This window comes from Pseudomonas sp. RC10-4-2 (assembly GCF_050433085.1).
GTDB lineage: Bacteria > Pseudomonadota > Gammaproteobacteria > Pseudomonadales > Pseudomonadaceae > Pseudomonas > Pseudomonas aeruginosa.
In genome coordinates this window covers 962669-988932 of the sequence record NZ_JBNPXX010000001.1, presented here as the reverse complement: position 1 = coordinate 988932, position 26264 = coordinate 962669, and the positions used below count along the sequence as shown (strand labels likewise).

Below are 26264 nucleotides of genomic sequence, written 5' to 3'. Positions count from 1 at the left end.
GTCCGCTTCCTTGCGCTACTTGGCCCGGTAGATGATGCCCGGGCTGCACTGCACCATCTGGTAGTGGTCGGGCAGGTTGTTCAACGCCTCGGAGGCGCCGAGGAACAGGTAGCCGCCAGGCTTGAGCGTGCCATGGATGCGCAGCAGGATGTCGCGCTTCACCTCGGCGGAGAAATAGATCAGCACGTTGCGGCAGAACACCATGTCGAACTTGCCGAGGCTGGCGTAGCTGTCCAGCAGGTTCAGGGCACGGAACTCGACGCGGCTGCGGATCGCCGGCTTGACCGCCCAGCGCCCCGGTCCCTTGGCGTCGAAATAGCGTTGCAGACGCTCCGGGGACAGACCGCGGCCCATCGCCAGGGTGTCGTATTCGCCGGCCTTGGCGGCGGTGAGCATCGACCCCGACAGGTCGGTGGCGACGATCTGCACGCCCGCCTTCAACTGCCCCAGGTTGGTCTTCTCGAACTCGTCGATGGCCATCGACAGCGAGTATGGCTCCTGGCCTGACGAACAGGCCGCCGACCAGATCCGCAGGCGCTGCCCGCCGTTGGCCTTGATCAGTTCGGGAAGAACCCGCTGCTTGAGCACCTCGAACGGGTAGGTATCGCGAAACCACAGGGTCTCGTTGGTGGTCATCGCGTCCACCACCATCTCGCGCAGGCCGCCGCGCTGGGTCTGGATGCGCTGCACCAGCTCTCCCAGGCTCTTGATGCCCTGCTGCTCCATCAGCTTGTTCAGCCGGCTCGAGACCAGGTACTGCTTGTTGCTGCCCAGCACAATGCCGCAGGTCTTCTCGAGGAAGACCCTGAACAACTCGAAATCCGCATTAGCTGCCGACACGCATAAGCCTCTTCGCCCTGGGCGACCGGAACGCAGCCGGTCACCCGTATTCACATTGTTGTCGAGGGCCGATCGCTCAGCCCGCGTCCACCGCCTTGATCCGCTCCACCACCCGCGCCGCCAGATCGTCCGGACGGAACTTGGCGAGGAAGTCGTCCGCACCGACCTTCTTCACCATCGCCTGGTTGAAGACCCCGGACAACGAAGTATGCAAGAGAATGTGCAGTTTCTGCAGGCGGGGATCGCTACGGATTTCCGCCGTCAGGGTATAACCGTCCATTTCCGGCATTTCGATGTCGGAGATCAGCATCAGCAGCTCGTCTTCCGGACGCCGTCCCTCGGAGAGCATGTTCTGCAGGTACTCCAGGGCCTGGCGCCCGTCGTTGAGCGCGGTCATTTCCACGCCGACCGCCTCCAGGCAACGGATTACCTGCTTGCGCGCCACCGACGAATCGTCCACCACCAGCACCCGCTTGGTCACCGCGCGGCTCTGGGTCTCGGCGTCCACCACTCCGTGGGACACTTCCTCGGACGTCGGTGCGACCTCCGCGAGCACTTTTTCCACGTCGATGATTTCCACCAACTGCTTGTCCACCCGGGTCACCGCGGTCAGGTAATGCTCGCGGCCGGCGCCCTTGGGTGGCGGATGGATCTCTTCCCAGTTCATGTTGACGATGCGCTCCACCGAGCGCACCAGGAAGCCCTGCACCTTGGTGTTGTACTCGGTGATGATCGCGAAGCTGTTGGTCAGGTCCTGCAACCCGCGGCGGCCGGTGGCCAGCGCCAGGTCGAGGATCGGAATGGTGCCTCCGCGGATGTTCGCCACCCCGCGCACCACCGGGCTGGACTTGGGCATCACCGTCAGGCGCGGGCACTGCAACACCTCTTTCACCTTGAACACGTTGATGCCGTAGAGCTGGTTGCCGTCCAGGCGGAACAGAAGCAGCTCCAGACGGTTCTGTCCGACCAACTGCGTACGCTGGTTGACTGAATCCAAAACACCGGCCATTGGCGCTCCCCTCAGACGGTCGTGCCGGACTCCGGCACGACCATTGCTTAACCCGTTGCATGAAACAGGCAACGACAGTTTTTCGACGAATAATGGCATGTAGCCATACTTCTCTACGGTTTTTACCCGTTTTGCTCGGGCTCGGCTACCTGTGCGCGGCTAACAACAGCCAGGCCCAGGGTTTTACCGCTCCCGAGGTACTTATCGGCTCCACCCAGGGGTTTCTTGAATTCAAGGTAGAAGAATATCTGCAGAATAGCGGACTCGACGGGCGCTACCAGATTCAGGTCAATCGCGTCGACCCGCGCTTGCGCCTGGCCGAATGCGACAGGGACTTGACGCTCAGCCAGGAAAGTCCGGCACAACCGATCGGCAGGGTCACCGTGCGCATCAGTTGCGAAGGCAGTGCGCCCTGGACCATCTTCATGCCGGCGCAGGTGAAACTGTTCCGCCAGGTAGTGGTCGCGGTGCAGCCACTCAAGCGCGCGCACGTGCTGGAGGATGCCGACATCGCCCTGGTCGAGCGCGACGTCGGCCTGCTGACCCAGGGCTACCTGACCGATCCGGCCCGCGTCGTCGGGCAGAAGCTGCGCCGACCGGTGGTCAACGACCAGGTGCTGGCGCCGGTCTTCCTCGAGCAGGCCGAGGCCGTGCGCAAGGGCGACCAGGTGGTGATCCTCGCACGCACCGCCACCATCAACGTCAAGATGCCCGGCGAGGCGCTGTCCGATGGCGCCCCGGGCCAGCAGATCCGCGTGCGCAACCTGCGCTCGCAGCGGATAATCAAGGCCCGCGTGATAGAACCCGGCACGGTCGAGGTGAATATGTAGAGGGAAAGCCGTGGCCGGTAGCGCTGGCGCTACCCCGGCGGGTTTCTCTAAACTGGGAAACGACGCACGAAAATAAGTCCTAAAGTTTTTCAAGCCTTCGCCGAAAAGCTAGGCAAGCGTCCAATACCTTCGAGGTTTACAACCATGGTCATCGACTTCAACCGGCTGAATCCCGGCAGCACGCCAGCCACCACCGGCCGTACCGGCAGCACCGCCGCAGGTCGCCCCGACGCCACTGGCGCCGACAAGGCAGGCCAGGCTGCGACTTCCGCTCCGAAGAGCGGCGAGTCGGTGCAGATCAGCGAAACCGCCCAGAACATGCAGAAAGTCACGGACCAGCTGCAGACCCTGCCGGTGGTCGACAACGATAAGGTTGCCCGGATCAAGCAAGCGATCGCCGATGGCACCTATCAGGTCGACAGCGAGCGTGTTGCCAGCAAGCTGCTCGACTTCGAATCCCAGCGCTGACCTCGAAGGACGCGCTGGAGGACATTGGACGCCGAATGAACTCCCGAGCCCGAGATGCCTGACTCCCCTACCCTGCTCGATCTGTTCGCCGAGGATATCGGCCACGCCAGCCAACTCCTGCAGTTGGTCGACGAAGAATTCCAGGCCCTGGAACGGCGCGAGCTGCCGGTTCTGCAACAGCTTCTCGGGGCCAAGCAGCCACTGATGCAGCAACTGGAGCGAAATGGCCGGGCCCGCGCGGAAATCCTCCGCGAAGCCGGCGTTTCCCTCGACCGCGAAGGCCTTGCCCGCTATGCCCGCGAGCGCGCGGATGGCGCCGAGCTGCTGGCGCGCGGCGACGAACTGGGCGAACTGCTGGAGCGTTGCCAGCAGGCCAATCTGCGCAACGGGCGGATCATCCGCGCCAACCAGGCTTCCACCGGCAGCCTGCTGAACATCCTCCGCGGCCAGGACGCCCCGAGCCTGTACGACAGCCGCGGCGGCACCGCCTCGAGCAGCCGGCAACGTCCGCTCAGCCAGGCCTGAACCCGACCAGCACACGTATCAAGGCACAGTGCTATCATTGAGGCATTCGTGCCCCAGGAGAGCATTGAAGGTGCCCAACCCGTTCGTCGAAGAAGCGGGGCCGCAACCCCCGAAGGTGCTCAAGGCCCCCGTGGAAATCCAGGCCAACCTGCGCCTGCTGCAGGATAGCCGCGACTCCCTGCTGATCACCTTTGCCGATCGCAACCAGCGCTTCCAGAGCTTCCTGGTGGACATCGACCGCGACCGCGGGATGGTCGCGCTGGACGAACTCATCCCCAACACCGGCGAACGTTTCCTGCAGAACGGCGAGGCGTTTCGCGTCGAAGCCTTCCACGAAGGCGTGCGTATCGCCTGGGAATGCGAGCGCCCGGTGCAGTTCGGCGAACACGACGGCGTCCCCTGCTACTGGGCCGCCCTTCCCGCCGAAGTGCTCTACCACCAGCGCCGCAACGCCTACCGCGCCAGCATCAAGCAGAGCCAGCCGATCGCCGCGGAAATCGCCGGGGAAAAACTCCGCGCGCCGCTGAGCGGACAACTGCTGGATATCTCCGCCACCGGCGCCAAGCTGCGCTTCGCCGGCAATGTCGCCGAACGCCTGCATCCCGGCGAGATCTACGAAGACTTCAGCGCCCAGCTGCCACAGGGCGCGATCAGTAGCGCGATCGAACTGCGTCACGTGCGCTTCGACGAAAAGCTCGACGCGACCTTCGCCGGCGTCCGCTTCAGCGAGATGAGCGGCCTCGCCCAGCGTCAGGTGGATCGCTTCGTCTACCAGTTACAGCGCGAAGCGCGGCGCTTCGAGAAAGACGAACTGTTCTGAGTTTCACAGGACCAGCCCCAGCGCCGCCAGGCGCGGCAGGTCCTCGGGACGGTCGACGTCCCAGAGCGCCGGCAACAGGTGATGCTCCCAGCCCAGTTGCCGGAGACGCTCGCAGGTCAGCGCCAGCAGGCGGTCTCCGCCCCAGGGCATCGACTCGAACAACAGCGGGTCGACCCGGGTCAGGCCGAGCAGCGCGTAGCCGCCCCGCTCCACCGGCCCCAGCACCGCCTGGTGGCGGCCCAGGGCGGTGCAGGCCGCTTCCAGGTAGTCGCCGTCCAGCACCGGGCAGTCGTGGCGAATCAGCAGTACCGCCTCGCTTTCCGCCAACCCCAGCGCCGCGATACGCCGCATGCGCTCGCCGGGGTCGCCGGCCGGCTGGCTCATCAGGCTCCAGCCCAATGCCACCGCCAGCGCCTGCAGATCGCTGTCCAGATCGTCGTCGAACCAGAGGATGCGGGCGCTGAAACCGCGATCGGGCAGGCGCAGGGCGCGTTCCAGCAATACCCGCTGCAAGCGTCCCGCGCTCTCCTCGCCGATGGCCTGGGCGATCTTCGGCCGCCGCTGCCCGGGCGGCAGGTTGCGCACCATCAGGTGAAGGGAAAGCGTCGGACTCATCGCAACCTCTCCTGCCTATCGGCTCCCGCGGCGAGCGGAGTTCAGTTCTGCGTCGCACCGTCGGCCTGCGGCGCGTCGGGCTCGCCATCGACCATCTGCTCCTGCACCGCCTGTTCGTCTACCCGCGGATCGAGCGCCGCGACCAGCGGGGAGCTGGTCATGTTGTCCGGGGTCGGCACGTGGTGCAGCGGCGCGTCGTCGACCCGGTGCAGGCCGCTGACCTTCTCCGGATGGACCCGCCAGACCAGGATCAGCGCGCAGGCGCTGACGAACGCATATAGCATGTTAGCGCCAAACAGCCGCATCAGCGCGCCGGCCGCCAGCGGCCCGATGCAGGCGCCGACGCCGAAGGTCACCAGCAGCATGGCGGTCAGCGAAACCCGTCGCTCGGTCTCCACATGGTCGTTGGAAAAGGCCACTGCCAGCGGATAGAGGGTGAACTGCAACATGCTCGCGGCGATTCCCAGGGCCAGCAGCAACGCCAGCGGCATCTGTTGCAACAATGCCAGCGGCAAGGCGAACAGGCACAGCAGGATGGCGCAGGCGCGGATCAGCCAGGCGCGGTCGCGACGGTCGGACAGCCAGCCGAGCGGCCACTGCACCAGCAGCCCGGCGAAGATGCAGGCGCCCATGTACAGGCCGACCTGCTCGTTGGGCAACCCCAACTGGTTGGCGTACAGCGGCGCCAGGCCATAGAAGGAGCCGACCACCAGCCCCGAGACCAATACGGTGGTCAGCGACTGCGGCACCCGGCGGATGAAGAAGCGTGGTTCGAGCGGCGCCGGGCGCAGCGCTGCGGGGTGGATCTTGTGGGTCAGGGCCAGCGGCACCAGGCACAGGGCGAAGCAGAAGGCCACCAGCATCAGCAACTCCGGCCCCAGTTGCGGATGCGCCACCAGGATCATCTGGCCGAGCACCAGGCCCAGGTAGGAAGCCGCCATGTAGCCGCCGAACACCGCGCCGCGCTGGCTGGCATCGGCCTGCTCGTTGAGCCAGCTCTCGATCACCATGTACTGGCACATCAGGCCCAGGCCCATCACCATGCGCAAGGCGATCCAGGCCGGCAGCCAGGGCAGCAGGCCATGGCCGAGGACCGCGGCGGTGACCACCCCGGCGCAGGCGACGTAGGCGCGGATGTGGCCGACCCGGGCGATCAGCCGGTGACCGACCTTGCCGCCCAGCACCAGGCCGAAGTAGTTGGCTGCCATCAGCGCGCCGACCCACAGGCCGTCGACCTTGTCCGCCGCCAGGCGCAGCGCCAGGTAGGTGCTGAGCAGGCCGGAGCCGGTGAGCATCAGCAGAGTAGCGAAATAGAGGGCGCGAAAAGAGAAGAAAATCCGCCGCATCGGACCTCCGGTCCCGTACAAGGGAGCCGGCGCCGCTCGCGGACTGGCCGGCTCGCACAGCGTTGGAGTCCCGGGGAGGCCCCGGGACAGGACGCGGGATGCCGAAGCCGGCACCCGACACCACGACCCTGCCGCCGCGAGGCGGCAGGGGGTGACACAGGGCTAGGAAAGTACCACGGTGGATCAGGCCTGGGCTGCCAGGACGCGACGCTCCCAGGGGCTGATCTCGTCGAAGAAGCTGATCAGCTCCATGCTCTTGGTCGCCACGTAGCCTTCGACGAACTCGCTGCCGAACAGTTCGCGCGCCAGCGCGCTGCCTTTCAGGCGCCGCAGGGCGTCGTACATGGTGCAAGGCAGGGTCAACTCCTCCGGTACCTCGAACTCACCCTGGATCGCCGGGCTCGGCTCCAGTTCGTGCTCCAGGCCGTAGAGACCGGCGGCCAGGCTGGCGGCGATGGCCAGGTAAGGGTTGGCGTCGGCGCCCGGCAGGCGATTCTCGACGCGCCGCGCGGAGGCTCCGCTGGCCGGGATGCGTAGGCCGGCGGCGCGGTTGTCGTGAGACCAGCAGGCGTTGTTCGGCGAAGCGTAGGGATGGCAGAGGCGCTGGAAGGAGTTCACATGCGGCGCGAAGAAGGGCGTGAAGTCCGCCAGGCAGGCCTGCTGGCCGCCGATGAAGTGGCGGAACGCGGCGGAAGGCTCGCCATCGGCTTCGCTGAAGATGTTTCGCCCACCGTCCAGTTCGACGATGCTCTGGTGGATGTGCATCGAGCTGCCCGGCGTCTTCGCCAGCGGCTTGGCCATGCACACCACGATCAGGCCGTGCTTGAGCGCGACCTCCTTGAGCAGGTGCTTGAACAGGAAGGTCTGGTCGGCCAGCAGGACCGGGTCGCCATGCAGGAAGTTGATCTCGAACTGGCTGGTGCCCATCTCGTGCATGAAGGTGTCGCGCACCAGGCCCAGCGCATCCATGCAGCGGTAGACGTCCTCGAAGAACGGCCGCAGGCCGTTGTTGGAAGACACGCTGAAGGCCGAATAGCCCAGCTCGCGCCGGCCATCCGGCCCCAGCGGGGCCTGGAACGGCTCGTTGGGATCGGTGTTCGGGGCGAAGACGAAGAACTCCAGTTCGGTGGCCACCACCGGTTGCCAGCCGTGGGCGGCGTAGCGCGCCACCACCTGCTTGAGCAGGCCGCGGGTGGACAGCCCGGACGGCGTGCCATCCAGTTCCTGCGCATCGCAGATGGCGAAGGCGCGCGGAGTGTTGCTCCAGGGCAGGCGATGGACCTGGGTCGGCTCGGCGACCAGCGCCAGGTCGCCATCGTCGCTGCCATAGAAGCGCGCCGGCGGGTAGCCGCCCATGATGCATTGCAGCAGCACGCCACGGGCGAGCTGCAGGCGCCGGCCGCTGAGGAAGCCCTCGCCGGTCATCACCTTGCCGCGCGGCACCCCGTTGAGGTCGGGGGTGACGCATTCGATTTCTTCAACTCCAGCCAGCCGTTCGGCGAGTGAGCCTTGGCCTTCGATAGTCATGACTTCTTATCCTTGTTGGTATCGCGGATGCCGCACCGGGCGGCGGCCGCGTACAAAATACGCATCGCTTGTTCAAGATATCAAGCATGCGGCACATTCTCGCGTGTGCAAAGCCTTTCGCCGCAGAGGCGTTCTGCCTTGCCTGCCGGGTACGAGGAAAAACGCCGGCCAGGCGTATATCCTCTGTGCCTTCGCCGCCCTACCCGCCACAGGAGTACTGCCGTTGATTCTCGGAACATCCAAGGCCGACTGGCTCGCCGAATTCCCGCGCCTGGCCGACCTCATCGCCCTGCGCCCGAGCGAGTGGTTCAACCCGGCCATCGCGCCGAGCGCCGAAGCCCTGGCCGACGTCGGCCTCGGCGCCGCCGACGTGGCCGACGCCAGCGCCCGCCTGCAGCGCTTCGCCCCGCTGATCGCCCGGCTGTTTCCGGAAACCGCCGCCAGCGGCGGCATCATCGAGTCCGACCTGGTCGAGGTCGCCACCTTCCACGATGCCCTGCGCCAGCATTACGCCGCCGAACTGCCCGGCCGGCTCTGGCTGAAACGCGATAGCCACCTGCCGATCTCCGGCTCGATCAAGGCCCGCGGCGGCATCTATGAAGTGCTCGCCCATGCCGAGCGCCTGGCCCTGGAGCACGGCCTGGTCGGCCTCGACGACGACTACTCGCGGCTGGCCGAGGCGGATTGCCGGGCATTCTTCGCCCGCCACCGGATAGCGGTGGGCTCCACCGGCAACCTGGGCCTTTCCATCGGCATCATCGGCGCCGCGCTGGGCTTCCAGGCCAGCGTGCACATGTCCGCCGACGCCCGCCAGTGGAAGAAGGACAAGCTGCGCGCCCACGGCGTGACGGTGGTGGAGTACGCCTCCGACTACAGTGTCGCGGTGGAACAGGGCCGCCGCGAAGCGGCCGGCGATCCCTACACCCATTTCGTCGACGACGAAAACTCCCGCGACCTGTTCCTCGGCTACGCCGTTGCCGCCGAGCGACTGCGCGGCCAGTTGGACGCCGCCGGCATCCGCGTCGACAGCGAGCACCCGCTGTTCGTCCATCTGCCCTGCGGGGTCGGCGGCGGTCCCGGCGGGGTGGCCTTCGGCCTCAAGCTGGCGTTCGGCGACGCGGTGCACTGCCTGTTCGCCGAGCCGACCCATTCGCCCTGCATGTTCCTCGGCGTCTATACCGGCCGCCACGAGCAGGTTTCGGTGCAGGACTTCGGCATCGACAACCGCACCGCCGCCGATGGCCTGGCGGTGGGGCGTCCGTCGGGCTTCGTCGGCCGCGCCATGCAGCGCCTGCTCGACGGCTACTACACGGTGGACGACGACGAGTTGTTCCGCCTGCTCGCCTTGCTCGAGCGCAGCCAGGGCATCCGCCTGGAACCCTCGGCCCTGGCCGGCGCGCCGGGCATCGCCCGGGTCACCCGTGAGCCGCAGGGCTATCGCGAACGCATGGGGCTGACCTCGGCGCGCCTGGCCAATGCCACCCACCTGGTCTGGGCCACCGGCGGCGGCATGGTGCCCGAGACGGAAATGCGCGCCTACCTGGAGCGAGGCCGCTCGCTGCTGGACTGACACCGACACGCGCGGGGCGCCACGACCGTCCCGCCACCTCCCGACGAGGACCTTGCATGCGCACACCCGCCTGGCTCGGCAGCGGCATGCCGCTGCTCTTCGTGCTGCTCTGGAGCACTGGATTCCTCGGCGCCAAGTTCGGCCTGCCGTACGCCGAGCCCTTCACCTTCCTGGCCATCCGCCTGCTCCTCGCGGCCGCCCTGCTGGCCGCCTTCGCCCTGCTCAGCGGTGCGCCCTGGCCGGGCTCGGCACGGCTGGCCGGGCATGTCGCGGTCGCCGGCCTGCTGGTCCATGGCCTGTACCTGGGCGGGGTGTTCCTCGCCATCGAGCACGGCATGTCGGCCGGCCTGACCTCCCTGTTGGTCGGCCTGCAACCGCTGGCTACCGCGGCCCTGGCCGGCATCTGGCTCGGCGAGCAGGTCAGCCGCCGGCAATGGCTGGGACTGGCGCTCGGCCTGGCTGGCGTAGCCCTGGTGGTACTCGGCCGCATCCACGGTGGCGCCGACGGCCTGGCCTGGGCCGCGGTGCTGGTGGCACTGGCGGCGATCACCTGCGGCACGCTGTACCAGAAGCGCTTCTGCGGCGGCATGGACCTGCGCACCGGCGGCGTCGTCCAGTACCTGGCCAGCGGCGCCCTGCTCGGCCTCGCCGCCCTGCTTTTCGAAAGCCGCGAGGTGCAGTGGAGCACGCCGTTCGTGCTGACCCTCGGCTGGCTGGTGCTGGGACTCTCGTTCGGCGCCGTCGGCCTGCTCTACACGCTGATCCGGCATGGCGCCGCGTCGAAGGTGGCGAGCCTGTTCTACCTGGTGCCGCCAGTGACCGCGCTGGCCTCCTGGCTGCTGTTCGACGAGCGCCTGGCGCCGGCGGCGATCGGCGGCATGCTGCTGGTGATGCTCGGCGTCGCGCTGGTCAACTGGCCGGGCCGGCGCGCCTGAGGCCTCAGTGGCTGTAGTGCCGGGTGGCGGCGAAGCGGTTGAGGAACAGGTGGATCACCAGCACCGTCATCAACGTGATCAGCACCGCGAAGCACACCGAGGTAAATCGGTAGAGCACGCTGTACATCATGTCGTGGGTTGGCGTCAGGTACTGGCCGAGGACGATCGCCAGGGTGGTCAGCGCGCCGAAACCGATCCCCGGTACGCCGTTCTCCAGCATGTGGATGCGCGCGCAGAACATCGTCGAGATCCACAGCAACAGGGCGACGAAGGGCAGGATGTCGTAGTGATCGTAGAGCAGCACCTGCAAGCCCACCGCCAGCGCACAGCCGAGCAGCGTACCGAGGGCGCGGATGCGCCCGGCGAAGTGCACGCCCTTCCAGTGCATGGGAAACAACACCAGGATCGAGGCGATCTGCGCCGACAGCGAGTCCTTCAGGTCGAAGGTCTGGAAGACCACGAAGGACAAGGTCGCCACCGTGGCCCCGAGCAGCGTCTCGTGGCGCCGGCTGGGGGCGTCCTTGGCCGGCGCCTGGCGCGGCGACCGCGGTTCGACGTCGGGGAACAGGTAGAACATCAGCACGGCGATGGCCACCGTCAGCCAGGTGGCGACCATGTTGCTGGCGAGCATGTCGAACAGATCGACGTCCGGATAGCTGGCAAAGTGCAGCAGCATCGAGAGGAACACCGAACTCAGTGCGCCGAAGAAGAACAGCGGGCCGCGCGCCATCAGGGCGAAGCGGTAGACGAAGAGGCCGAAGACGATAGGCGTCATCAGCAGCGGCCGGTCGCCGAACAACCCGTACAGCACCAGTACCTCGACGCTGATCACCACCGAGTTGGCGAGGAACTGGCGGACGATGTGCAGGTTGATCACCGGCGTCAGGCCGAGCAGCAGCATCGGGTAGACGCCGAAGAACGAGCCGTAGTCCCAGTTCATCAGCTTGCAGACGAAGAACCCCAGGGTGGCGCCGCCGGCGATGCGCAGGCACTGACGCAGGTCGTTGGCGGACATCGCGAGCTTGGCCGGCATGGCGTCAGTAGACGTAGTGCAGCAGGCTGATGGCGACGATCTGCGCGCGACCGAGCAGATGGCTCAGGCCGTCGCCGGGATAGAGCTGCACGGTGGCCTTGGCACCGGTGGGCAGCAGGCCTTCGGGAAGTTCGTCGAGCACCACGTGCAGGCGCTGGCGCTGGGCGTCGCGAACCCAGCGGTCGGAGGTGACCGGCGCGGCGAGGTCGCCGTTGGCGTCCAGCTGGCCCTCCTTGACCCCGGCGTCGATGGCCGCCACCCGCGCGCCGAACACTTCGCCGGGACGCGCGTCGAACACCACCGCCGCACGGTCGCCAGGGCGCACGTAGCGCAGCGATTTCTCGCGGAAGTCGGCGACGATGTCGATACGGTCGTCCACCAGCGCCGCCACCGGCGTTCCGGCCGGAACGTAGGTGCCCGGGGTCAGTTGCAGGTTGCTCAGGGTCCCGGCGCGGTCGGCCCGGACGCTGCTGTATTGCAGTTGCAGACGAGCCTGGGCCAGGGCATTGCGCGCCTGGCGCAGGCGCAGGTTGTCCTCGCCGGCCGTGCCGCGTCGCGCGGTCAGCTCGCCGATCCGCGCCTGGGCCGCGGCGACCCGGGCACGGGCGGCCTGGGCCTGGGCGCTGACCTGCTCGTGCATCTGCTGCGACACATGGTGGCGCTGCACCAGTTGGGCGGTGCGGCGCGCCTCGCTGTCCAGCTCGCCGGCGCTGCTGCGCGCGGCCAGGAGGTCGGCCTTGGCCGAGGCGATGGCGGCATCCAGCTCGCGGTTGGTGCGCTCGGCTTCCTCCAGTGCCAGTTCGGCCTGGCGCACGGCCAGTCGGAAAGGCTCGGGATCGAGGCGGAACAATACTTCGCCGGGCTGCACGTGGCCGTTGTTGGACACCAGCACCTCGGCGACCTGACCGCTGACACGCGGCGCGACGCGCACCACCGGCCGGGTCAACTGGGCCTGCGGGGTGAGCGGCATCCACAGGTCGGCGACCAGGAAGTAGACGAACAGCAACACGAATACCGCGATAGCGACTTGAACCCAACGGGCAAATCGTTGATCGGGAGTCATAGGGTACGAGCCTCGAATCCAGCGGGAATGCAGTCGCCGCAGCGGGGCCTGAATGCGGGGGTTGGCGCGGCCGGGATGGAACCGGCGACCCGGACGACGGCCAGTGGGTAGCCGTCGCCGCTGCGGCGACCAGGTGACGCAGTATATTTCGAGACAATCGCCCCTGGCCTGCCGGCATCGGCAATAGATCGTTACAGACAGCGTAACAATCGAACGAGCCGGCACGGCAGGCCGCTGCCGCAGTCCGGCACCGGGCCATGCATCGCCAGTGCCAGGACACCCCTGTAGCCCTCCTGCGAACTCTAGCAGTGGTCGCGCCCGGTCGAAGGCGTAGATTGGCTGAACGATGCGTCCTTCCTGCCTGCGCATCGCCTGCCGCCAAGGACTGCGGTTTTCTCCCGACACGCCATACCGCGCGCCAGACGGCTGCCTGAAAAGGCAGGCCAGGTATTCAGTGGAGATACACCATGGCAACACAAGGAGTGTTCACCCTTCCCGCCAACACCCGGTTCGGCGTCACCGCCTTCGCCAACTCGTCCGGAACCCAGACGGTGAACGTGCTGGTCAACAACGAGACGGCCGCGACCTTCAGCGGGCAAAGCACCAATAACGCCGTCATCGGCACCCAGGTGCTCAACTCCGGCAGCAGTGGCAAGGTACAGGTCCAGGTCAGCGTCAACGGCCGCCCCTCGGATCTGGTCTCGGCACAGGTAATCCTGACCAACGAGCTGAACTTCGCCCTGGTCGGCTCTGAAGACGGCACCGACAACGACTACAACGACGCCGTCGTGGTGATCAACTGGCCGCTCGGCTAGGAGTTCGGAAGGGACGGGATGGCGGCAAGCCGCCATCCCTTTCCGACTTCCTGCTATGCCTTGAGCACCTGCCCGAGCAGCAGCAGGCCGGGCAACCAGGCGGTGAATATGGCGCTGGCCAGGGTCAGGTAGGCCACCGGCTTCTGGATGCTGCGGGACAGCCCCAGCAGCAGGAAGAAACAGAACCAGAGCAACGCCCAGACTGTCCAGTTGACCGCGTTCCACAGGCCGAACGGACCACTGGCGCCGGCGAACGACTCGATCGCCACGGTGCAGGCGGTGAGGCTGACGAACAGGCAGAACCAGCCGAGGCCCTTGCCGTCCACCTCGAGGAACTGGTTGGCGGCCACCCACAGATAGGTAAAAGCGAATAGCAGGGTTAGCGCTCCGGCCTTCAGCGAGCCCTGCCCGGCTGCTGCGGAAAAGATCAGGTAGAACGCGACGCAGGCGCTCAGCACGCCGACCAGGAAGTTGATCACCGCCACCTCCCGACCACTGATCTTGCCCAGCAACCAGACGGCATTGAGAAACAGCACCGCGCCAACGTACAGCAGAACCAGTCCCAGCATCATGACGATACCCCTCTTGTTATTGTTCTGGTCGGCCCGGATCGCTCAGGCGGACGGCTCGTTTCCCAGCAACTCCTGAGCGATCTTCAGGATCGGCTCGCGCCGCTTCATCGCTTCCCGCGACAGGTACTGGTGCGCCTCGCGCTCGTCCCAGCCATGGCGCTGCATCAGCAACGCCTTGGCCTGGTTGATCCGGGCCTGGCCGGCGATGCGTTCCTGAAGCTGCTCGGTCTTCTGCTTCAGCTTCGCCATTTCCTCGCTGATGCGCCGCGCCGATACCAGCACAGGCAGCACCCGGTGGGCGTCGAGCGGCTGGGTGATCACGCCGTGGCACTCCAGCTCGATGATCTGCGAGAGCACCGCGGGGCTTTCGTACTCCACCAGCGCCACCAGGGTAGTGCGCGGAGTTCCGGCGGCGAGCAGCGCAGCGATCTCGTCGTGGTGGCGATTCTGGAAAATGCTGGTGAAGACCACGTCCACCGGCACGTCGAAAGCTTCCGGCGGCGGCCAGCACTGGCGCACCGAACAACCGATGCGGATCAGCTGCAAGACCAGGGCGTCGCTGACCTCTCCCGGCGGGTTGAGTACCAGCACCTGCAACTCGCGCAGGCTGCCGAGCAGCGAGTTGGCGCTCATGGGAGCGCTCCCCCGCCCATGCTGGCGGACCAGTCGTCGAGGTTATGCACGACGACATAAGGATCGGGGCGAATCGGTTCGGGCGACTGCCAGCGGACCTGGAACACGCCGCGCGCATCGATTTCCGCGATGCGCGAAGACAGGCGGCTGTGGTTGTTCTGGCGCTCCACCCGGACCGGCCCCTGGGGCGCGTCGATGTCGATGTCGTACAGGTGCCGCTGCACGTCTTCCACCCGCCAGCTGCCTGCGGCCTGCGCGGCGCGGCCGAGCAACAAGGTCTGCCAGTAGGCCGCCTCGGCCCAGGCAGTGATGGTCGCGTTCTCCGGGAAGAAACCATGGCAGGCCTGGACGAAGGCTCGGCTGGCGGGCGTATCGATGCTGGAGAAGTAAGGCGCGACCACCACCTGCCCCTCTGCCACGTCGCTCTCCATCTTCGCCACCTCCGCCTCGCTGGTGGTCAGGCTGGCGATCGGCGGCCGCCTGCCGTCGCCGTAGCGACGGGCGATGGCGCGATACAGCTCGGCGGTGCCGGTGCCCACCACGGTGGAGAAGACCACGTCGGCGCGCGCCTGGTAGATGCGCTCGACGGCGCGCTGCACGTCGTCGTCGGAGGGATACAGCGGAATGTAGATTTCCTCGAGCACCGTGCCGCCGTGCTGGCGGTACAGGTGGCGCATCACATGGTTGCTTTCCCGCGGATAGATGTAGTCCGAGCCGATGAACACCACCCGCTCGCCGTAGTGGCGAATCAGGTACGCCGCCAGCGGCGCACTGTTCTGGTTCGGCGCCGGACCGCCGTAGACGATGTTCGGCGAATACTCGAAGCCCTCGTAGGGGGTCGGGTAGCAGAGCAGCGCGTCGGCGCGCTCGACCACCGGCATCACCGCCTTGCGCGTGTGCGACATGTAGCAACCCACGAGGAACCGTACCCCCCGGTTGCGAATGAAGTCCTCGGCGCACAGCCGATAGCGGTCCGGGTCGCCGCCGGGGTCCTGGGACAGCGTTTCGATCGGGCGACCGCCGACGCCGCCCTCGCGGTTCAGTTGCTCGACCGCAAGCAATGCGCCATAGCGCTGCGAGCGCTCGATATCGGCGGTGACGCCGGTTTCGGAGAACAGCAGGCCGATCAGCGGCCGCTCCTGGTGCGATCCCATCCGTTTCCTCTCCTGTGACTGTCGCTCAGCGCCGCACGAAGCGAACCCGCTCGTGCTCCAGGCTCGCCAGGTAGGTCGTGCAGTTCCCGTCGCCCGGCTGGTGGTGGTCGAGCAGATGCTCGGCCAGCGGTACCTCGAGATGATGACGGACGCTGCGGCGCAACGCACGGGCGCCGAACTGCCGGTCGAAGCCGGCGCGGGCGATCTTCGCCAGCACCTCCGGGGTCGCCTCCAGGCGGCAGCGATGCTTCTCCAGGCGCCGGTTGAGCCGCTGCACCTCCAGCTCGACCAGGCGCGCGACGACGTCGCGTTCGATCCAGTTGAAGGTGACCACGCTATCGAGACGATTGACGAACTCCGGCGAGAAAGTCTTCAGCAGCCGGGCCCGGACCATCCCGTCGATGTCCCGCCGCCGGCGCTCGCCGCCGACCGGCAGCAGGCGCCAGGGCAGGCGCTGGCGACGCTCGTCGTAGCGCTGGATCTCATGGGCGCAGAGATTGCTGGTCATGAACACCATGGGTATTGCGGAAATGGTAGGTGCGTTCGCCGGAAGCGACCCGCAGCAGGCCGTTGTCGAGTACGTTGAGCAACGCATGGACCACTTCCGGGCTGGCCTTTTCCAGCTCGTCGAAGAGAACGATGCCGGGGCGCCCGGGACTGCCGTCCAGCTTGTCCTGCTCCAACAGGGTGGTGCCCTCCTTCGCCCCGACGTAGCCCGGCGGCGCACCGGTGAGGGCGGCGGCATAGTGCTCCTGGGACAGGGTGTTCATGTCCACCCGGCAGAACCCCTCGGCGTCGCCGTGCAGGGCCCTGGCCAGGGCGCGCACGATCTCGGTCTTGCCGACCCCGGTGGGGCCGAGGAACAGCGCGCTGAACAGCGGACGGCGCGGGTCGGCGATGTCCGCGCGAACCACCTTGAGCATGTCCTCGACGGCCTGTAGCGCCGGTTCCTGGCCGAGCACCTCGGCGCGCAGGCAGTCCATCACCGCCGCCGGGTCGAAACGGAAACGGCTGTGCAGGGCGCTGCGGTGACTCAGGTGGGCCTGGAGCAGACTTGCCTCGGCAAGATTCTCCCGCGCCAGGGCCTGTTCCTCGTCCTGCTGCCGGCGGGACTGGTCGAGCATGTCGCTCAGAAAAGGCATGGATGAAACTCCTTCTGCCACAGGGGGAAATGGCGGAGACGGCGTGCCGCACGACGGCACGCCGGGCTGGCGGCGTCTGCCGTCAGGCCTCCTTCTCCAGTCCCTCGTAGGGCAGCCGGCCGACCGGGCATTGCGCCACACCGGTAGTCGAGCGGGTCAGTCGCTCGACATTCTCGCGCGCCTTCTCGGCGTCGGTGACCCAGGTGCGGTAGAACTCGAACGGACACTCCGCCAGGCCCCGGTCGCCATCGCCGGACGCCTGCAAGCCGCTGTAGCCGCGGTGGAGGATCTTGAACAGGTGGTTCTGCGACTGATCGTTGGCGCGCGCATCGCGGATCTGCGAAAGCGACAGCTGGGCGTACTGGATACCCATTTCCTCCTCGCCGCACTCACCCAGGGTACGACCGTCGAAGCCGATGATCGCCGAGTGGCCGAAGTAGGAATACACGCCGTCGAAGCCGGCGGCGTTGGCCACCGCCACATAGCAGTTGTTGGCCCAGGCCATGGCCTTGGCCATCATCACCTGCTGGTCCTTGGCCGGATACATGTAGCCCTGGCAGCGCACGATCAGCTCGGCGCCCTTCATCGCGCAGTCGCGCCAGATTTCCGGGTAGTTGCCGTCGTCGCAGATGATCAGGCTGATCTTCATGCCCTTCGGCCCTTCGCTGACGTAGGTCTGGCCACCGGGATACCAGCCCTCGATGGGGCACCAGGGAATGATCTTGCGGTACTTCTGGACGATCTCGCCGTTGTTGTCGATCAGCACCAGGGTGTTGTACGGCGCCTTGCGCGGATGCTCCTCGTGCCGTTCGCCGGTGAGGGAGAATACGCCCCAGACGTTGGCCTTGCGGCAGGCGCGGGAGAATATCTCGGTTTCCTCGCCGGGGATCGCCACCGCGGTTTCCATCATCTCCGCCGGATCGTACATGATGCCCTGCAGGCTGTACTCGGGGAACACCACCAGGTCCATGCCGGGCAGGCCCTGCTTCATGCCAACGATCATGTCGGCGATCTTCCGGGCGTTGTCCAGGACCTCCGCCGCGGTGTGCAGGCGCGGCATCTTGTAGTTGACCACCGCCACTCCGACGGTGTCGTTGCTGCTGGAAATATCGCCGTGACGCATGGGTATCACCTCTTGTTGTTATTTTTTCGGGACGAAAAAAGGCCCTCCCGGGTAACCCCGGGAGAGCCCATTTGCTCTGTGCGTATGCGTTAGGTTCGGTCCCGCGACATCGACGCTGATGCGCACGACCTGATGGCGCCACTTATAAGCCCCGTCGGAAGGAGCTGTCAAGGTTCATGTATCGTTATGTAAAACATGGAAGTGACAAGCGTATGCAAACGGCATCCGAAGCATCCAGCCTTCTGGGCGACGTACCAAGCCTCTATGGGAATTCTACACAGTCAGGCACTGGAAACAGTCGCTTGCCGCGCCCCGATGGTGACGAAGACAGGCGGCAAGGCAATCCCAAGAGGTGAAAACAAGCTCAGAGACATCAGGAGCGATGCGGGGAGTCCCCAAGGTAGAGCCCAGGTAATAAATACTGTCTACACATTAACGGCAAGAAGCATGAAATTCGCTCGAATATTAGCTCATTGCCAAATAATTTCTCTCCTTATGGAGTTGGCGCATATGCATACGAGATATGGTATGGAGATATTCTTTCCTGCAACGCAGAACGACGGAAGTTTGGCACATAGCGTCCCGAAGAGGGACGCCATTGATGCAGATGCTAGGGAGTTTGAGAGGGATTTCTAACGAAAGCCATATACAGCACAATACAAACCACTGATGATTACCCAGCTTGTGGAAGGCGGATCACGAACATTCGATCTCGCCTGAATACGAAGCACAGAATTCCAAGAATTATTGTCATCTTGACGTAGAACCACCAGGAGGTGGATATCTGGTCACTGAACAGGGAAAAGACAATGGCAGAAAAGAGGTACGAGGAAAGGACTGTAAAGTATAGGCTACCTTTCTTCGCTTTACAGTATGCATAAGAGCAAAGCATTCCATACAGAGCCATCACTCCTATTACGCCCAAAGCGCCATAGTGCGGATACATTGAGAAGAACATCGAGTAAACGTTGCCGAGTTCACCAGGCGCATACTCATAGAAGTCAAGATGAAGAGGGGGTTTCTGGCAGAGACCAACTGTAGCCAATATGCTGCAAAAGCCATTTAGCGGCGACCAATATGGCTCTAAATGTATTGAGCCCTGATAGTACCTATCGAAGAGAACAGGCCCTTGCAAAGCATATCCCGCCACATGACGATAGAGCTCTATGAAAAGAGTCGAGATCCCATCACCTTCATGAAATTGAATCTTGGATGTAGCGACAGCGCCAACAGCAATAACTAAAAACATTGCCAAACCTATTACAAGAAGGCTTTTTAAAGAAGGACTCCCCTTGACAAGTATGTAGATAAAGAATAACCCGACAAGCATCTGCATAAGTGATGCTCGACCACTTGCGAGCAAGATAACCCCCATCCATGGAACAGATATAGCCAAGAAGCCTAGGACTCCACACTTACCGCGCAAGTATAGTAAAACCACAAGTGGTATGACGGTCTGTCCAAGCTGTAAATAGTTCATTGAGAGCGAGCTTAAAACGGGCTCACCGGATACAGACTGGGCGCGCGCCATATACGCAGCCTCGCGCAGTGTTGGAGCTATAGAAGACAAGTCTCTATAAATTACCGTAAGAAATACGATGTGCGCCAAGCAGAAAAAGATTACGAGCGCCCTGGTCCGAAGTTCGCTATCGAACAGAAAATTTGAACTCGGCGCACGAAAGTAACCGTTGTAAAGAAACGAGAAACACCCAGCGGAGAGGGAGAATGACATCACACCAAACAGAAAAATTAGCAGTGCATCAGACTCGACACGGTAGAACCCTATCAACGATGCTAGACTGACACCGATGAGACCTAGCCCCCAGGTGATAGGCATAGCGACCGAGGGGTGTATGGCGCTACGCGCTAGAAGCCTCGCAGCCACTGCAAATATGAGCAGGGTTGCACCGGTGAGCATCGCGTACATGGCATCCTCCAGACTGACAGGCGCCGATTGTAGCCGATAGCCACATCTCTGTGGCTACGATTCACTTCAGGATCCAGCTGTTCATTGCTTCAAAGCTCGGCGTACCGTCCTGCGGTTAGGTTCAGGGTTGTGCCATCAGTATTGGTGTAGGTCGCATAGGTACTGTCAGAGATTCTGCCACGGCGCTAGTGATCTTAACGCTTCCACCCGAACATTCCTCATACGACCATAAAGGGGACCCATAAAGGGGACAGATTTATTTTCTCTACTCTAATTTTCTAGCATGGAGACTCCAGTTCAGATGCCGTAAAGGAATTTCGCGATGCCTAGGCAAGGGCGCATGGTTTAGCGAGTTATTTGCTTTGAGTAGTTCAGCGTGGGCGCAGTCGCTGAAATTAGAGTAGTAAAAATAAGTCTATCCCCTTTTCTCGGTCCCCTTTTCTCGGTCCCCTTTTCTCGGAAAAAGCCCGCCAACGAGCGCTACTCGGTGCAAGGTAATCGGCTAAATCGCGGAGGAAAAAGCCCAGCGCAGGGCTGGGCTTATACCTTCTGGAAAGTCAGGTGACATAAATAAATCTGCCCCATTCCCCTTTATATTTCCAGCAAGACTAGCTGATCTCTTTTCTGGAAATAAATCTAACTGGATCTTCAGTTTCAGATTGCGGCCAGAATACTAATCCAAATGGTTCCGCCTCAATTGAAATACCAGCCTCATCAAGCCCCCAGTTTTGTGCATCTTCAGGAGCATAAAGGGGACAGATTTATTTTCTCTACTCTAATTTTTCTAGCATGGAGGCTCCAGAGCAGATGCCGTAAAGGAACTTCGCGATGCCTAGGTAAGGGCGCATGGTTGAGCGAGTTATTTGCTTTGAGCATAAAGGGGACAGATTTATTTTCTCTACTCTAATCCTCCTAGCATGGAGGCTCCAGAGCAGATGCCGTAAAGGAACTTCGCGATGCCTAGGCAAGGGCGCATGGTTTAGCGAGTTATTTGCTTTGGGTAGTTCAGCGTGGGCGCAGTCGCCGAAGTTAGAGTAGTAAAAATAAATCTGCCCCTTTTCTCTCGGTATCAGAGAAACTCACCTGCCTCATCGGAAAGCAGGGTAACGGGATCGGTACATTTCACCTGATTCGGGAAATCCTCAACAGAGTCCCCAACGTGCACTTTACATCCATCATTCAATATTTAATTATTTATTTTTTTTGGCCTCAAGAATTTCAAGCCCAAGCTCGGCATATTCGCCAACTCCTTCTTGAGCCAAAAGCTTTTCAAGTAAAATTCGAACTTCTTTTCCTCCAGAAGAGTTACCTAGTGCATATGCTGCACATGCCCTGACACTTTCATTACTGTCAGAGCAAAGCTTAATTAAGCATTTCTCTACATTGAGAGGCATACTTTCATAGCACAAATGTCCAAATGCAGCAGCAGTGGCTGATCGAACCCCCGCATCCTCATCATCTGCAAGCGATAACAGGGTCGGAAGCGATTCATCCTTAAAAGGCATTTTAGGTGTTCCAATTTGCCCAAGAATGAAAGCTGCAATCTCCCGAGTCTCGGGATTCTCGTTTCCAGATAGATGCTGAACTTTCTCAAATATGTCACGCCCCCCTCTCATCTGTAGCTCTCGAGCTGCGGCGGTTCTAACAATAGCATCCTGTTCACTTAGCAGACCAAGAAGAGCATTATCTGTCCATCTTTTAAGTGAGTCTGCAACGAGCAGCCTAAGTATTGAGGATGACTCGTCAAGGTCGTCAATCATTTCGTACTCCACTATTTAAGTTTAACGACCATGCCTACTTCTACGACATCCCCATGCTTTTTGGGTTGCCTTAACCTGGTCAGGGCGATAGTTATTTTTGTTTTGCTCAAGCCATTCACATCGATCAGGGGCTTTACCTCCACACTGGCGTGCTTGAGATGCGTCTTCGCCGTAATCTCGAACAATTTGCGAATCAGCTACGTTCCCTGGAGCAGCCATTTGCACGGGGGAGTCACCAAGGGTGGTTAGCCCCCAAGCCCCTATTCCTAATGCTGTAGCTGATGTGAGCGCAGAGCCTAGGCTGGTTCCACCTGCAAAGGGGAGAGCTAAAAGCATAAATGCCAAGCCATCAGGATCTTGGTGCATTACAGGATTTTGGCCGGCATATCCAAGCGTATTCAAGCCGCCGGCCAACCCAATCGGATCACTCTCCACATACCGCCCAGTCTCCGGATCATAGTCGCGGAAGTAGTTGTAGTGCAGCCCGCTCTCCGCATCGTAGTACTGCCCGGGGAAGCGCAGGTTGACCTGGGTGCTGCCCTGGCTCAGCGCTTCGCCGCGGCCGAAGGCGTCGGACTGCCACTGCCAGGCGATCTGGCCGCTGGCGTCGGTGGCCAGGCGCGGGGTGTCGAGGTGGTCGCCATGGAGGTAGAGCAGGGTCGGGTTGCCGACCTTGCCCTGGGCGTCGTAGTCGGCGTCGATGGTGGCCAGCGGCAGGCTGTCCAGCCACAGGTAGTACTGGGCTCGCAGTTTCCGGCCGCTGCCGTCGTGTTCGGCTTCGCCGAGCAACTGGCCGTCGGGACCGTAGAGGTAGGTGGTGACGCTCTCGGGGGTGAGCTTGACGATGCGCTGGCCGAGGGCGTTGTAGCGGTATTCGGCGACCTGCTGGCCGTCGAGGCTGACGCTTTGCAGGCGGCCCTGGGTGTCGTAGGCCAGTTTGCGCGCGGCGCGGTCCTGGGTGAGGTTGCCGGCGGCGTCGCTGGTCACCGCTTGCGCGCCGATGGCGGTCAATCGGTTGCTGTCGGGCGCGTACTGGTAGTCCTGGCTGCTGGCGGTGCCGCCTGAGGCGGGGTTGTCGCTGCGTTGGGTGCGGTTGCCGACCGCGTCGTAGGCGTAGCTGCGCCCGCCCTGGACGCCGCGTTCCTCGGTCAGGCGGTCCAGCGGGTCGTACTGGTAGTCCAGGGTGCCCCAGAGGCTGTGGCGGTGCTGCTGGATATTGCCATTGGCATCGTGCTGGTAGTCGCTCTGCCAGGGGCCGACCTTCTGCCGCAGCAGTTGGTAGTCCTGGTCGTACTCGCGGCTGAGGGCGATGCCGTTGCCCCAGGTCAGGCGCTGCAGCGGGCCGAAGGGCAGGTAGGCGATCTGCCCGACCAGGGTGCTCGGTGCCTTGTCGCCCACTGCCAGGGTCACGCTGGCGACCTGGCCGCCGGCATTGCGCGGGTAGCCGATGGCGAGGCCGGAGGGGTAGCCGATCTCCAGCAGTTGGTTGGCCGCGTCGTAGCGGTAGGTCACGCGGTCGAGCAGGGTCTGCTGGTCGAGGCGGATGCTGCGTACCTGCTCGACCAGGTTGCCGCGCTCGTCGTAGCGGTACACCAGGCTGTCGCGGGCACCTTCGATGGCGCCCAGGCGGCCGATGCCCTTGTTGCCGTCGGCGGTGAGGTCGTAGCGGTACTGTACGTCGAGGCTCGGGTCGCTCGGCGAGTGGCGCTCGATCAGGCGATTGAGGGCGTCGTAGCGATACTCGGTGACCGCACCGCGAGCGTCGGTGCGGCGGATGACGTTGCCGGCGGCGTCGTGCTCGAAGGTGGTGGTGCCGCTGTCCGGGCTGACCAGTCGGGTCAGGTTGCCGAGGCCGTCGTATTCGTAGCGGGTGGTGACGCCGCGCGGGTCCTTGACCTCGGTGAGGTTGTCCTGGGCGTCGTAGGCGAGTTGGGTCTTGCCGCCGAGAGGATCGCTCTGGCCGACCAGCCGGTCGAGGGCGTCGAAGGCCTGGCTGTGGGCGAACTGGCGCGGGTTGGTTTCGCCGACCGGATTGTCGTTGAGGTCGTAGGCGAAGCTGCGTGTCTGGCCGCCGGCGCCGACCGCACGGAGCAGCCGGCCAAGCTCGTCGTAGGCCCATTGCTGCTGACGCACCATGCTGCCGCTGGCGTCCTTGATGCGCTGGGCGGTGCGATTGCCCTTGGTGTCGACGTCGTATTCGAGGCGTTCGCCGAGGTTGTTGCCGATCGCCACCAGCCGCCGTGCGTCGTCGTATTCGTAGCTCAGCCAACTGCCGTCGCCGCGGGTGACGCGGGTGATCTGGCCGACCGCGTCATAGTCGAAGCGGGTGGTGCTGCCAGCGGTGCTGACGGAGGCCAGCCAGCCGTCGACGCCGGTGTAGGCGAGGCTGCTGGTGACGCCGTTGGCATCGGTGATGCTGCCGGGCTTGCCGCGCTCGTCATAGTCGCCGAGGCGGGTGACCTGGCCGAGGGCGTTGGTCACCTGGGTCAGGTTGCCGCGACTGTCGTAGGCATAGAGGGTGACGTCCTGCACATCGGTGCGCGGACCGTCGGCGCGCTCGATCAGGCCGAGGGCGTTGTAGCTGTAGCTCCAGGCGCGCTCGGCCGCCTGCGCGGGCAGGGCCAGGGCGCAGGCCAGGGCGAGGGCGCCGAGGCGGGGGAAGTATGGGGGGATGCGCATGGGGGTCGTCCTTGTCAGCGGGTGGTGACGGTCTCGCCGGTCTTGCGTCCCTCGGCGTCGTACTGGTAGCGGGTGATCCGGCCGGGCTCGCTGACCTGCACTGGGAGGAACAGGGTCGGGTGCCAGTCGGTTGTGATGGTGCGCGCCTGCGCAGTGCCGGCGGCCTCGGTGCGCGAGGTCTCCAGGCCACGGGCGTTGTACTGGTAAGTGGTCAGGTTGCCGTTGTTGTCGCGTTTGCTGCTGAGCAGGCCGCGTTCGTCGTAGGTGAAGGTGGAATTGCTGCTGGGGCAGTTGGGAGAGGGCTCGCCTTCGATGGCGACGATGCGTTTGATGCCCTGGATCACCTGGAAGCGGTAGGTGGCCTGCTTGCCGTATTCGTTGGTGACGGTGGTGGAGCCGTCATCGTTGTAGGCGAGGGAGACCTTTTCGGCGCCGTTGGCGTGTTCGCTGGAGATGGCGCGGCCTTGGTTGTCGTAGGCCCAGGTGGCGAAGCGGCGATTATTGTTATCCTGGATGCCTGTAAGTAGTTTTATGTTCCTCGGGTCGTCATAGAGGTACTGTGTTTTCGTGCTGTATTGCCCATCTGTCCGTGTTACCGAAGTGAGTCGCTGTTCCTTGTCGTATGTGTACTCAATGGACATACCCCCTATCTGAGCGCGAAGGAGTTGATGGTTGGCTCCCTCCGAGAGAACGAGCTTGTTGCCATGCTCGTCGCCAATCGTAAGATTAGCGCCTCGCTCTACACGATATTTGCGACCTTCCTTGGTAGTGAGTTTAGTGAGTATTCCATTCTGGTCGAACTCCATCACTTCGTTGAGTTCGGAGGTGTAGCTAAACTTTCCTGGTAACCGGCTAAGCCTGCCCAGGTCTGTGATGGAGGTTAGATCTTTTCCCGATCCCGTGAACTCCGAGGCTTTTCCGTTTTCGCGGTAGAGTAGGAAGCCATCATCCTTGCGTGTTATACGCGCAGAATACGAATGTCGCCACAAGCTGTCCAGGCCATTGTAGTACCGGGTCAACGGGATCGGAATACTTAAGTCGTGTTCAACTTGGTATTTGTTGCCATTGGTGATATTGACCGGATTTCCTGCGCAGCCCTCTGGTGGAGGCGGTCCCTTTTCGAGGCCGTTTTTATCTGGAATCTTACAGCCAGAGTCATCCATTTCATACCCTGACCGACAATCACAACTGCCTGTTTCCGCATTATATTCAGCACCTAAAGGACACGAATCGCCAAATCTAGAGATAGCTCCAACATTTCCAGAGTGCGCACTTCCAGAAGGATCCGTGCCGCGCGCAAAGCAATCAAAAGCCCTGTCATTTCTTCGCACAGGCTCCACGGATTCGATCCAGTTAGTTCTCGACTTGAAATAGTCGAACACAACAGCGCACGCCGACGACGGTGAGCTGTAGCTCCCCCCAGAAACGGCAGAAGGAAATGCCAAAGCCCAATAAAACTGTTGTGCATTAACGTCCCGAGCAAAAAATAGCGAAGGCAATAAGCACGCCATAAAAAGCGACATCCTCAGGGCTGATATACGTGTCTTAATTCTCATCCATCCTTTCTCCGGGACAATAAAAAGCCCGGTCTGCAACTGCGAAACCGGACAAACATAGTGCAGAGTGATTCGTGGACGTGCTTAGCGCGCCCAGCCCACTCTCTCGCGTCTCGCTGTTAGAAAGTCGAGCGGAATTTGATGAGCACCTACAAAGAACCTCCATTTCCTGCCACATCCCTGTTCGCAATGGAGCCCCCTCGATCATCTACCCGGCTTACTATTCGCCCCAAATCCAGTGCCGATCATATCCGGCAGTCGAGTTTCGTATAGATGTTCACTGTATTCCGTGAGCCAGTCTTAAGAACCGACGGCGTTTACG

The 26264-nt window shown here is 63.2% G+C and carries 22 protein-coding genes and 2 pseudogenes; 7 read left to right on the top strand and 17 right to left on the bottom strand.

From position 1 onward, the window contains the following. Positions 1-15: 15 nt before the first annotated feature. Both cheR and FHW81_RS04655 read right to left on the bottom strand, forming a co-directional pair. The gene (gene cheR / locus FHW81_RS04660; RefSeq protein WP_003091728.1) at positions 16-840 is read right to left on the bottom strand and encodes a protein-glutamate O-methyltransferase CheR; all 825 of its coding nucleotides are present in this window, start codon (positions 838-840) and stop codon (positions 16-18) included. A 76-nt stretch (positions 841-916) separates the two neighbouring features. Next, positions 917-1849: a chemotaxis protein CheV gene (locus tag FHW81_RS04655; protein ID WP_003098747.1), complete on the bottom strand. Its 933-nt coding sequence runs from the start codon at positions 1847-1849 to the stop codon at positions 917-919. Between the two features lie 131 nt (positions 1850-1980). Here FHW81_RS04655 and flgA point away from each other — a divergent pair, with 131 nt between their 5' ends. The 4 genes from flgA to flgZ all read left to right on the top strand — a co-directional run bounded on the left by flgA (position 1981) and on the right by flgZ (position 4492). After that, on the top strand, positions 1981-2679 hold the full coding sequence (gene flgA, locus FHW81_RS04650) for a flagellar basal body P-ring formation chaperone FlgA (protein WP_003098745.1): 699 nt from the start codon (positions 1981-1983) through the stop codon (positions 2677-2679). Between the two features lie 144 nt (positions 2680-2823). Beyond that, complete coding sequence (flgM, locus tag FHW81_RS04645; RefSeq protein WP_003098742.1) at positions 2824-3147, top strand: flagellar biosynthesis anti-sigma factor FlgM; 324 nt, start codon at positions 2824-2826, stop codon at positions 3145-3147. A 54-nt stretch (positions 3148-3201) separates the two neighbouring features. Further along, on the top strand, positions 3202-3672 hold the full coding sequence (locus FHW81_RS04640) for a flagella synthesis protein FlgN (protein ID WP_003091733.1): 471 nt from the start codon (positions 3202-3204) through the stop codon (positions 3670-3672). A gap of 28 nt (positions 3673-3700) precedes the next feature. Beyond that, the gene (gene flgZ, locus FHW81_RS04635; protein ID WP_003119635.1) at positions 3701-4492 is read left to right on the top strand and encodes a flagellar brake protein FlgZ; all 792 of its coding nucleotides are present in this window, start codon (positions 3701-3703) and stop codon (positions 4490-4492) included. A 3-nt stretch (positions 4493-4495) separates the two neighbouring features. Here the strand turns inward: flgZ and FHW81_RS04630 are convergent, their stop codons facing one another. From FHW81_RS04630 to FHW81_RS04620, 3 genes are all read right to left on the bottom strand, one after another. Then, a complete protein-coding gene (locus FHW81_RS04630) occupies positions 4496-5107 on the bottom strand; it encodes a TIGR04282 family arsenosugar biosynthesis glycosyltransferase (RefSeq protein ID WP_003113134.1) in 612 nt (203 codons plus the stop codon). Positions 5108-5148: 41 nt separating this feature from the next. Next, positions 5149-6453 (bottom strand): MFS transporter, encoded by a 1305-nt coding sequence (locus FHW81_RS04625; protein ID WP_003098737.1) that lies wholly within the window; start codon positions 6451-6453, stop codon positions 5149-5151. Positions 6454-6636: 183 nt separating this feature from the next. Beyond that, a complete protein-coding gene (locus FHW81_RS04620; RefSeq protein WP_079388107.1) occupies positions 6637-7878 on the bottom strand; it encodes a glutamine synthetase family protein in 1242 nt (413 codons plus the stop codon). A gap of 325 nt (positions 7879-8203) precedes the next feature. Between FHW81_RS04620 and dsdA the strand changes: the two genes are divergently transcribed. Beyond that, positions 8204-9550, top strand: a complete 1347-nt coding sequence (gene dsdA, locus FHW81_RS04615; protein WP_003098735.1) for a D-serine ammonia-lyase — start codon at positions 8204-8206, stop codon at positions 9548-9550. Positions 9551-9606: 56 nt separating this feature from the next. Beyond that, complete coding sequence (locus FHW81_RS04610) at positions 9607-10485, top strand: DMT family transporter (protein ID WP_003098734.1); 879 nt, start codon at positions 9607-9609, stop codon at positions 10483-10485. A gap of 4 nt (positions 10486-10489) precedes the next feature. On the opposite strand, the gene FHW81_RS04605 is transcribed toward FHW81_RS04610, so the two are convergent. After that, positions 10490-11500 (bottom strand): DUF2955 domain-containing protein, encoded by a 1011-nt coding sequence (locus FHW81_RS04605; protein ID WP_079388106.1) that lies wholly within the window; start codon positions 11498-11500, stop codon positions 10490-10492. Between the two features lie 22 nt (positions 11501-11522). Further along, positions 11523-12581, bottom strand: coding sequence for an HlyD family secretion protein (locus FHW81_RS04600; RefSeq protein WP_003119629.1), 1059 nt, complete (start codon positions 12579-12581; stop codon positions 11523-11525). A 467-nt stretch (positions 12582-13048) separates the two neighbouring features. Between FHW81_RS04600 and lecB the strand changes: the two genes are divergently transcribed. Further along, a complete protein-coding gene (lecB, locus tag FHW81_RS04595) occupies positions 13049-13396 on the top strand; it encodes a fucose-binding lectin LecB (protein ID WP_003098728.1) in 348 nt (115 codons plus the stop codon). 53 nt (positions 13397-13449) lie between these two features. On the opposite strand, the gene FHW81_RS04590 is transcribed toward lecB, so the two are convergent. From FHW81_RS04590 to FHW81_RS04545, 10 genes and pseudogenes are all read right to left on the bottom strand, one after another. After that, complete coding sequence (locus tag FHW81_RS04590; RefSeq protein WP_003098725.1) at positions 13450-13968, bottom strand: AmiS/UreI family transporter; 519 nt, start codon at positions 13966-13968, stop codon at positions 13450-13452. 42 nt (positions 13969-14010) lie between these two features. After that, the gene (gene amiR, locus FHW81_RS04585; RefSeq protein WP_003098722.1) at positions 14011-14601 is read right to left on the bottom strand and encodes a transcriptional antitermination factor AmiR; all 591 of its coding nucleotides are present in this window, start codon (positions 14599-14601) and stop codon (positions 14011-14013) included. Further along, positions 14598-15755 carry an aliphatic amidase expression-regulating protein AmiC gene (gene amiC / locus FHW81_RS04580; protein ID WP_003117566.1) on the bottom strand — a complete coding sequence of 386 codons (1158 nt, stop codon included), beginning with the start codon at positions 15753-15755 and terminating at the stop codon, positions 14598-14600. The genes amiR and amiC overlap by 4 nt, the downstream gene beginning before the upstream one ends. 25 nt (positions 15756-15780) lie before the next feature. Further along, positions 15781-16897 (bottom strand): annotated as a pseudogene (locus FHW81_RS04575) (AAA family ATPase). An 82-nt stretch (positions 16898-16979) separates the two neighbouring features. Then, a complete protein-coding gene (locus FHW81_RS04570) occupies positions 16980-18020 on the bottom strand; it encodes an aliphatic amidase (protein ID WP_003091756.1) in 1041 nt (346 codons plus the stop codon). Positions 18021-18693: 673 nt separating this feature from the next. After that, positions 18694-19947 (bottom strand): O-antigen polymerase, encoded by a 1254-nt coding sequence (locus tag FHW81_RS04565; RefSeq protein WP_003122406.1) that lies wholly within the window; start codon positions 19945-19947, stop codon positions 18694-18696. A gap of 1190 nt (positions 19948-21137) precedes the next feature. After that, positions 21138-21707, bottom strand: coding sequence for a HEAT repeat domain-containing protein (locus tag FHW81_RS04560; protein WP_078450959.1), 570 nt, complete (start codon positions 21705-21707; stop codon positions 21138-21140). 21 nt (positions 21708-21728) lie between these two features. Beyond that, on the bottom strand, positions 21729-24386 hold the full coding sequence (locus FHW81_RS04555) for an RHS repeat-associated core domain-containing protein (protein WP_023091128.1): 2658 nt from the start codon (positions 24384-24386) through the stop codon (positions 21729-21731). A gap of 14 nt (positions 24387-24400) precedes the next feature. After that, positions 24401-25027 (bottom strand): RHS repeat protein, encoded by a 627-nt coding sequence (locus FHW81_RS04550; protein WP_060852943.1) that lies wholly within the window; start codon positions 25025-25027, stop codon positions 24401-24403. Positions 25028-25300: 273 nt separating this feature from the next. Then, positions 25301-25549: pseudogene (locus tag FHW81_RS04545) on the bottom strand (DUF6531 domain-containing protein); the annotation flags it as partial. Positions 25550-26264: the final 715 nt, after the last annotated feature.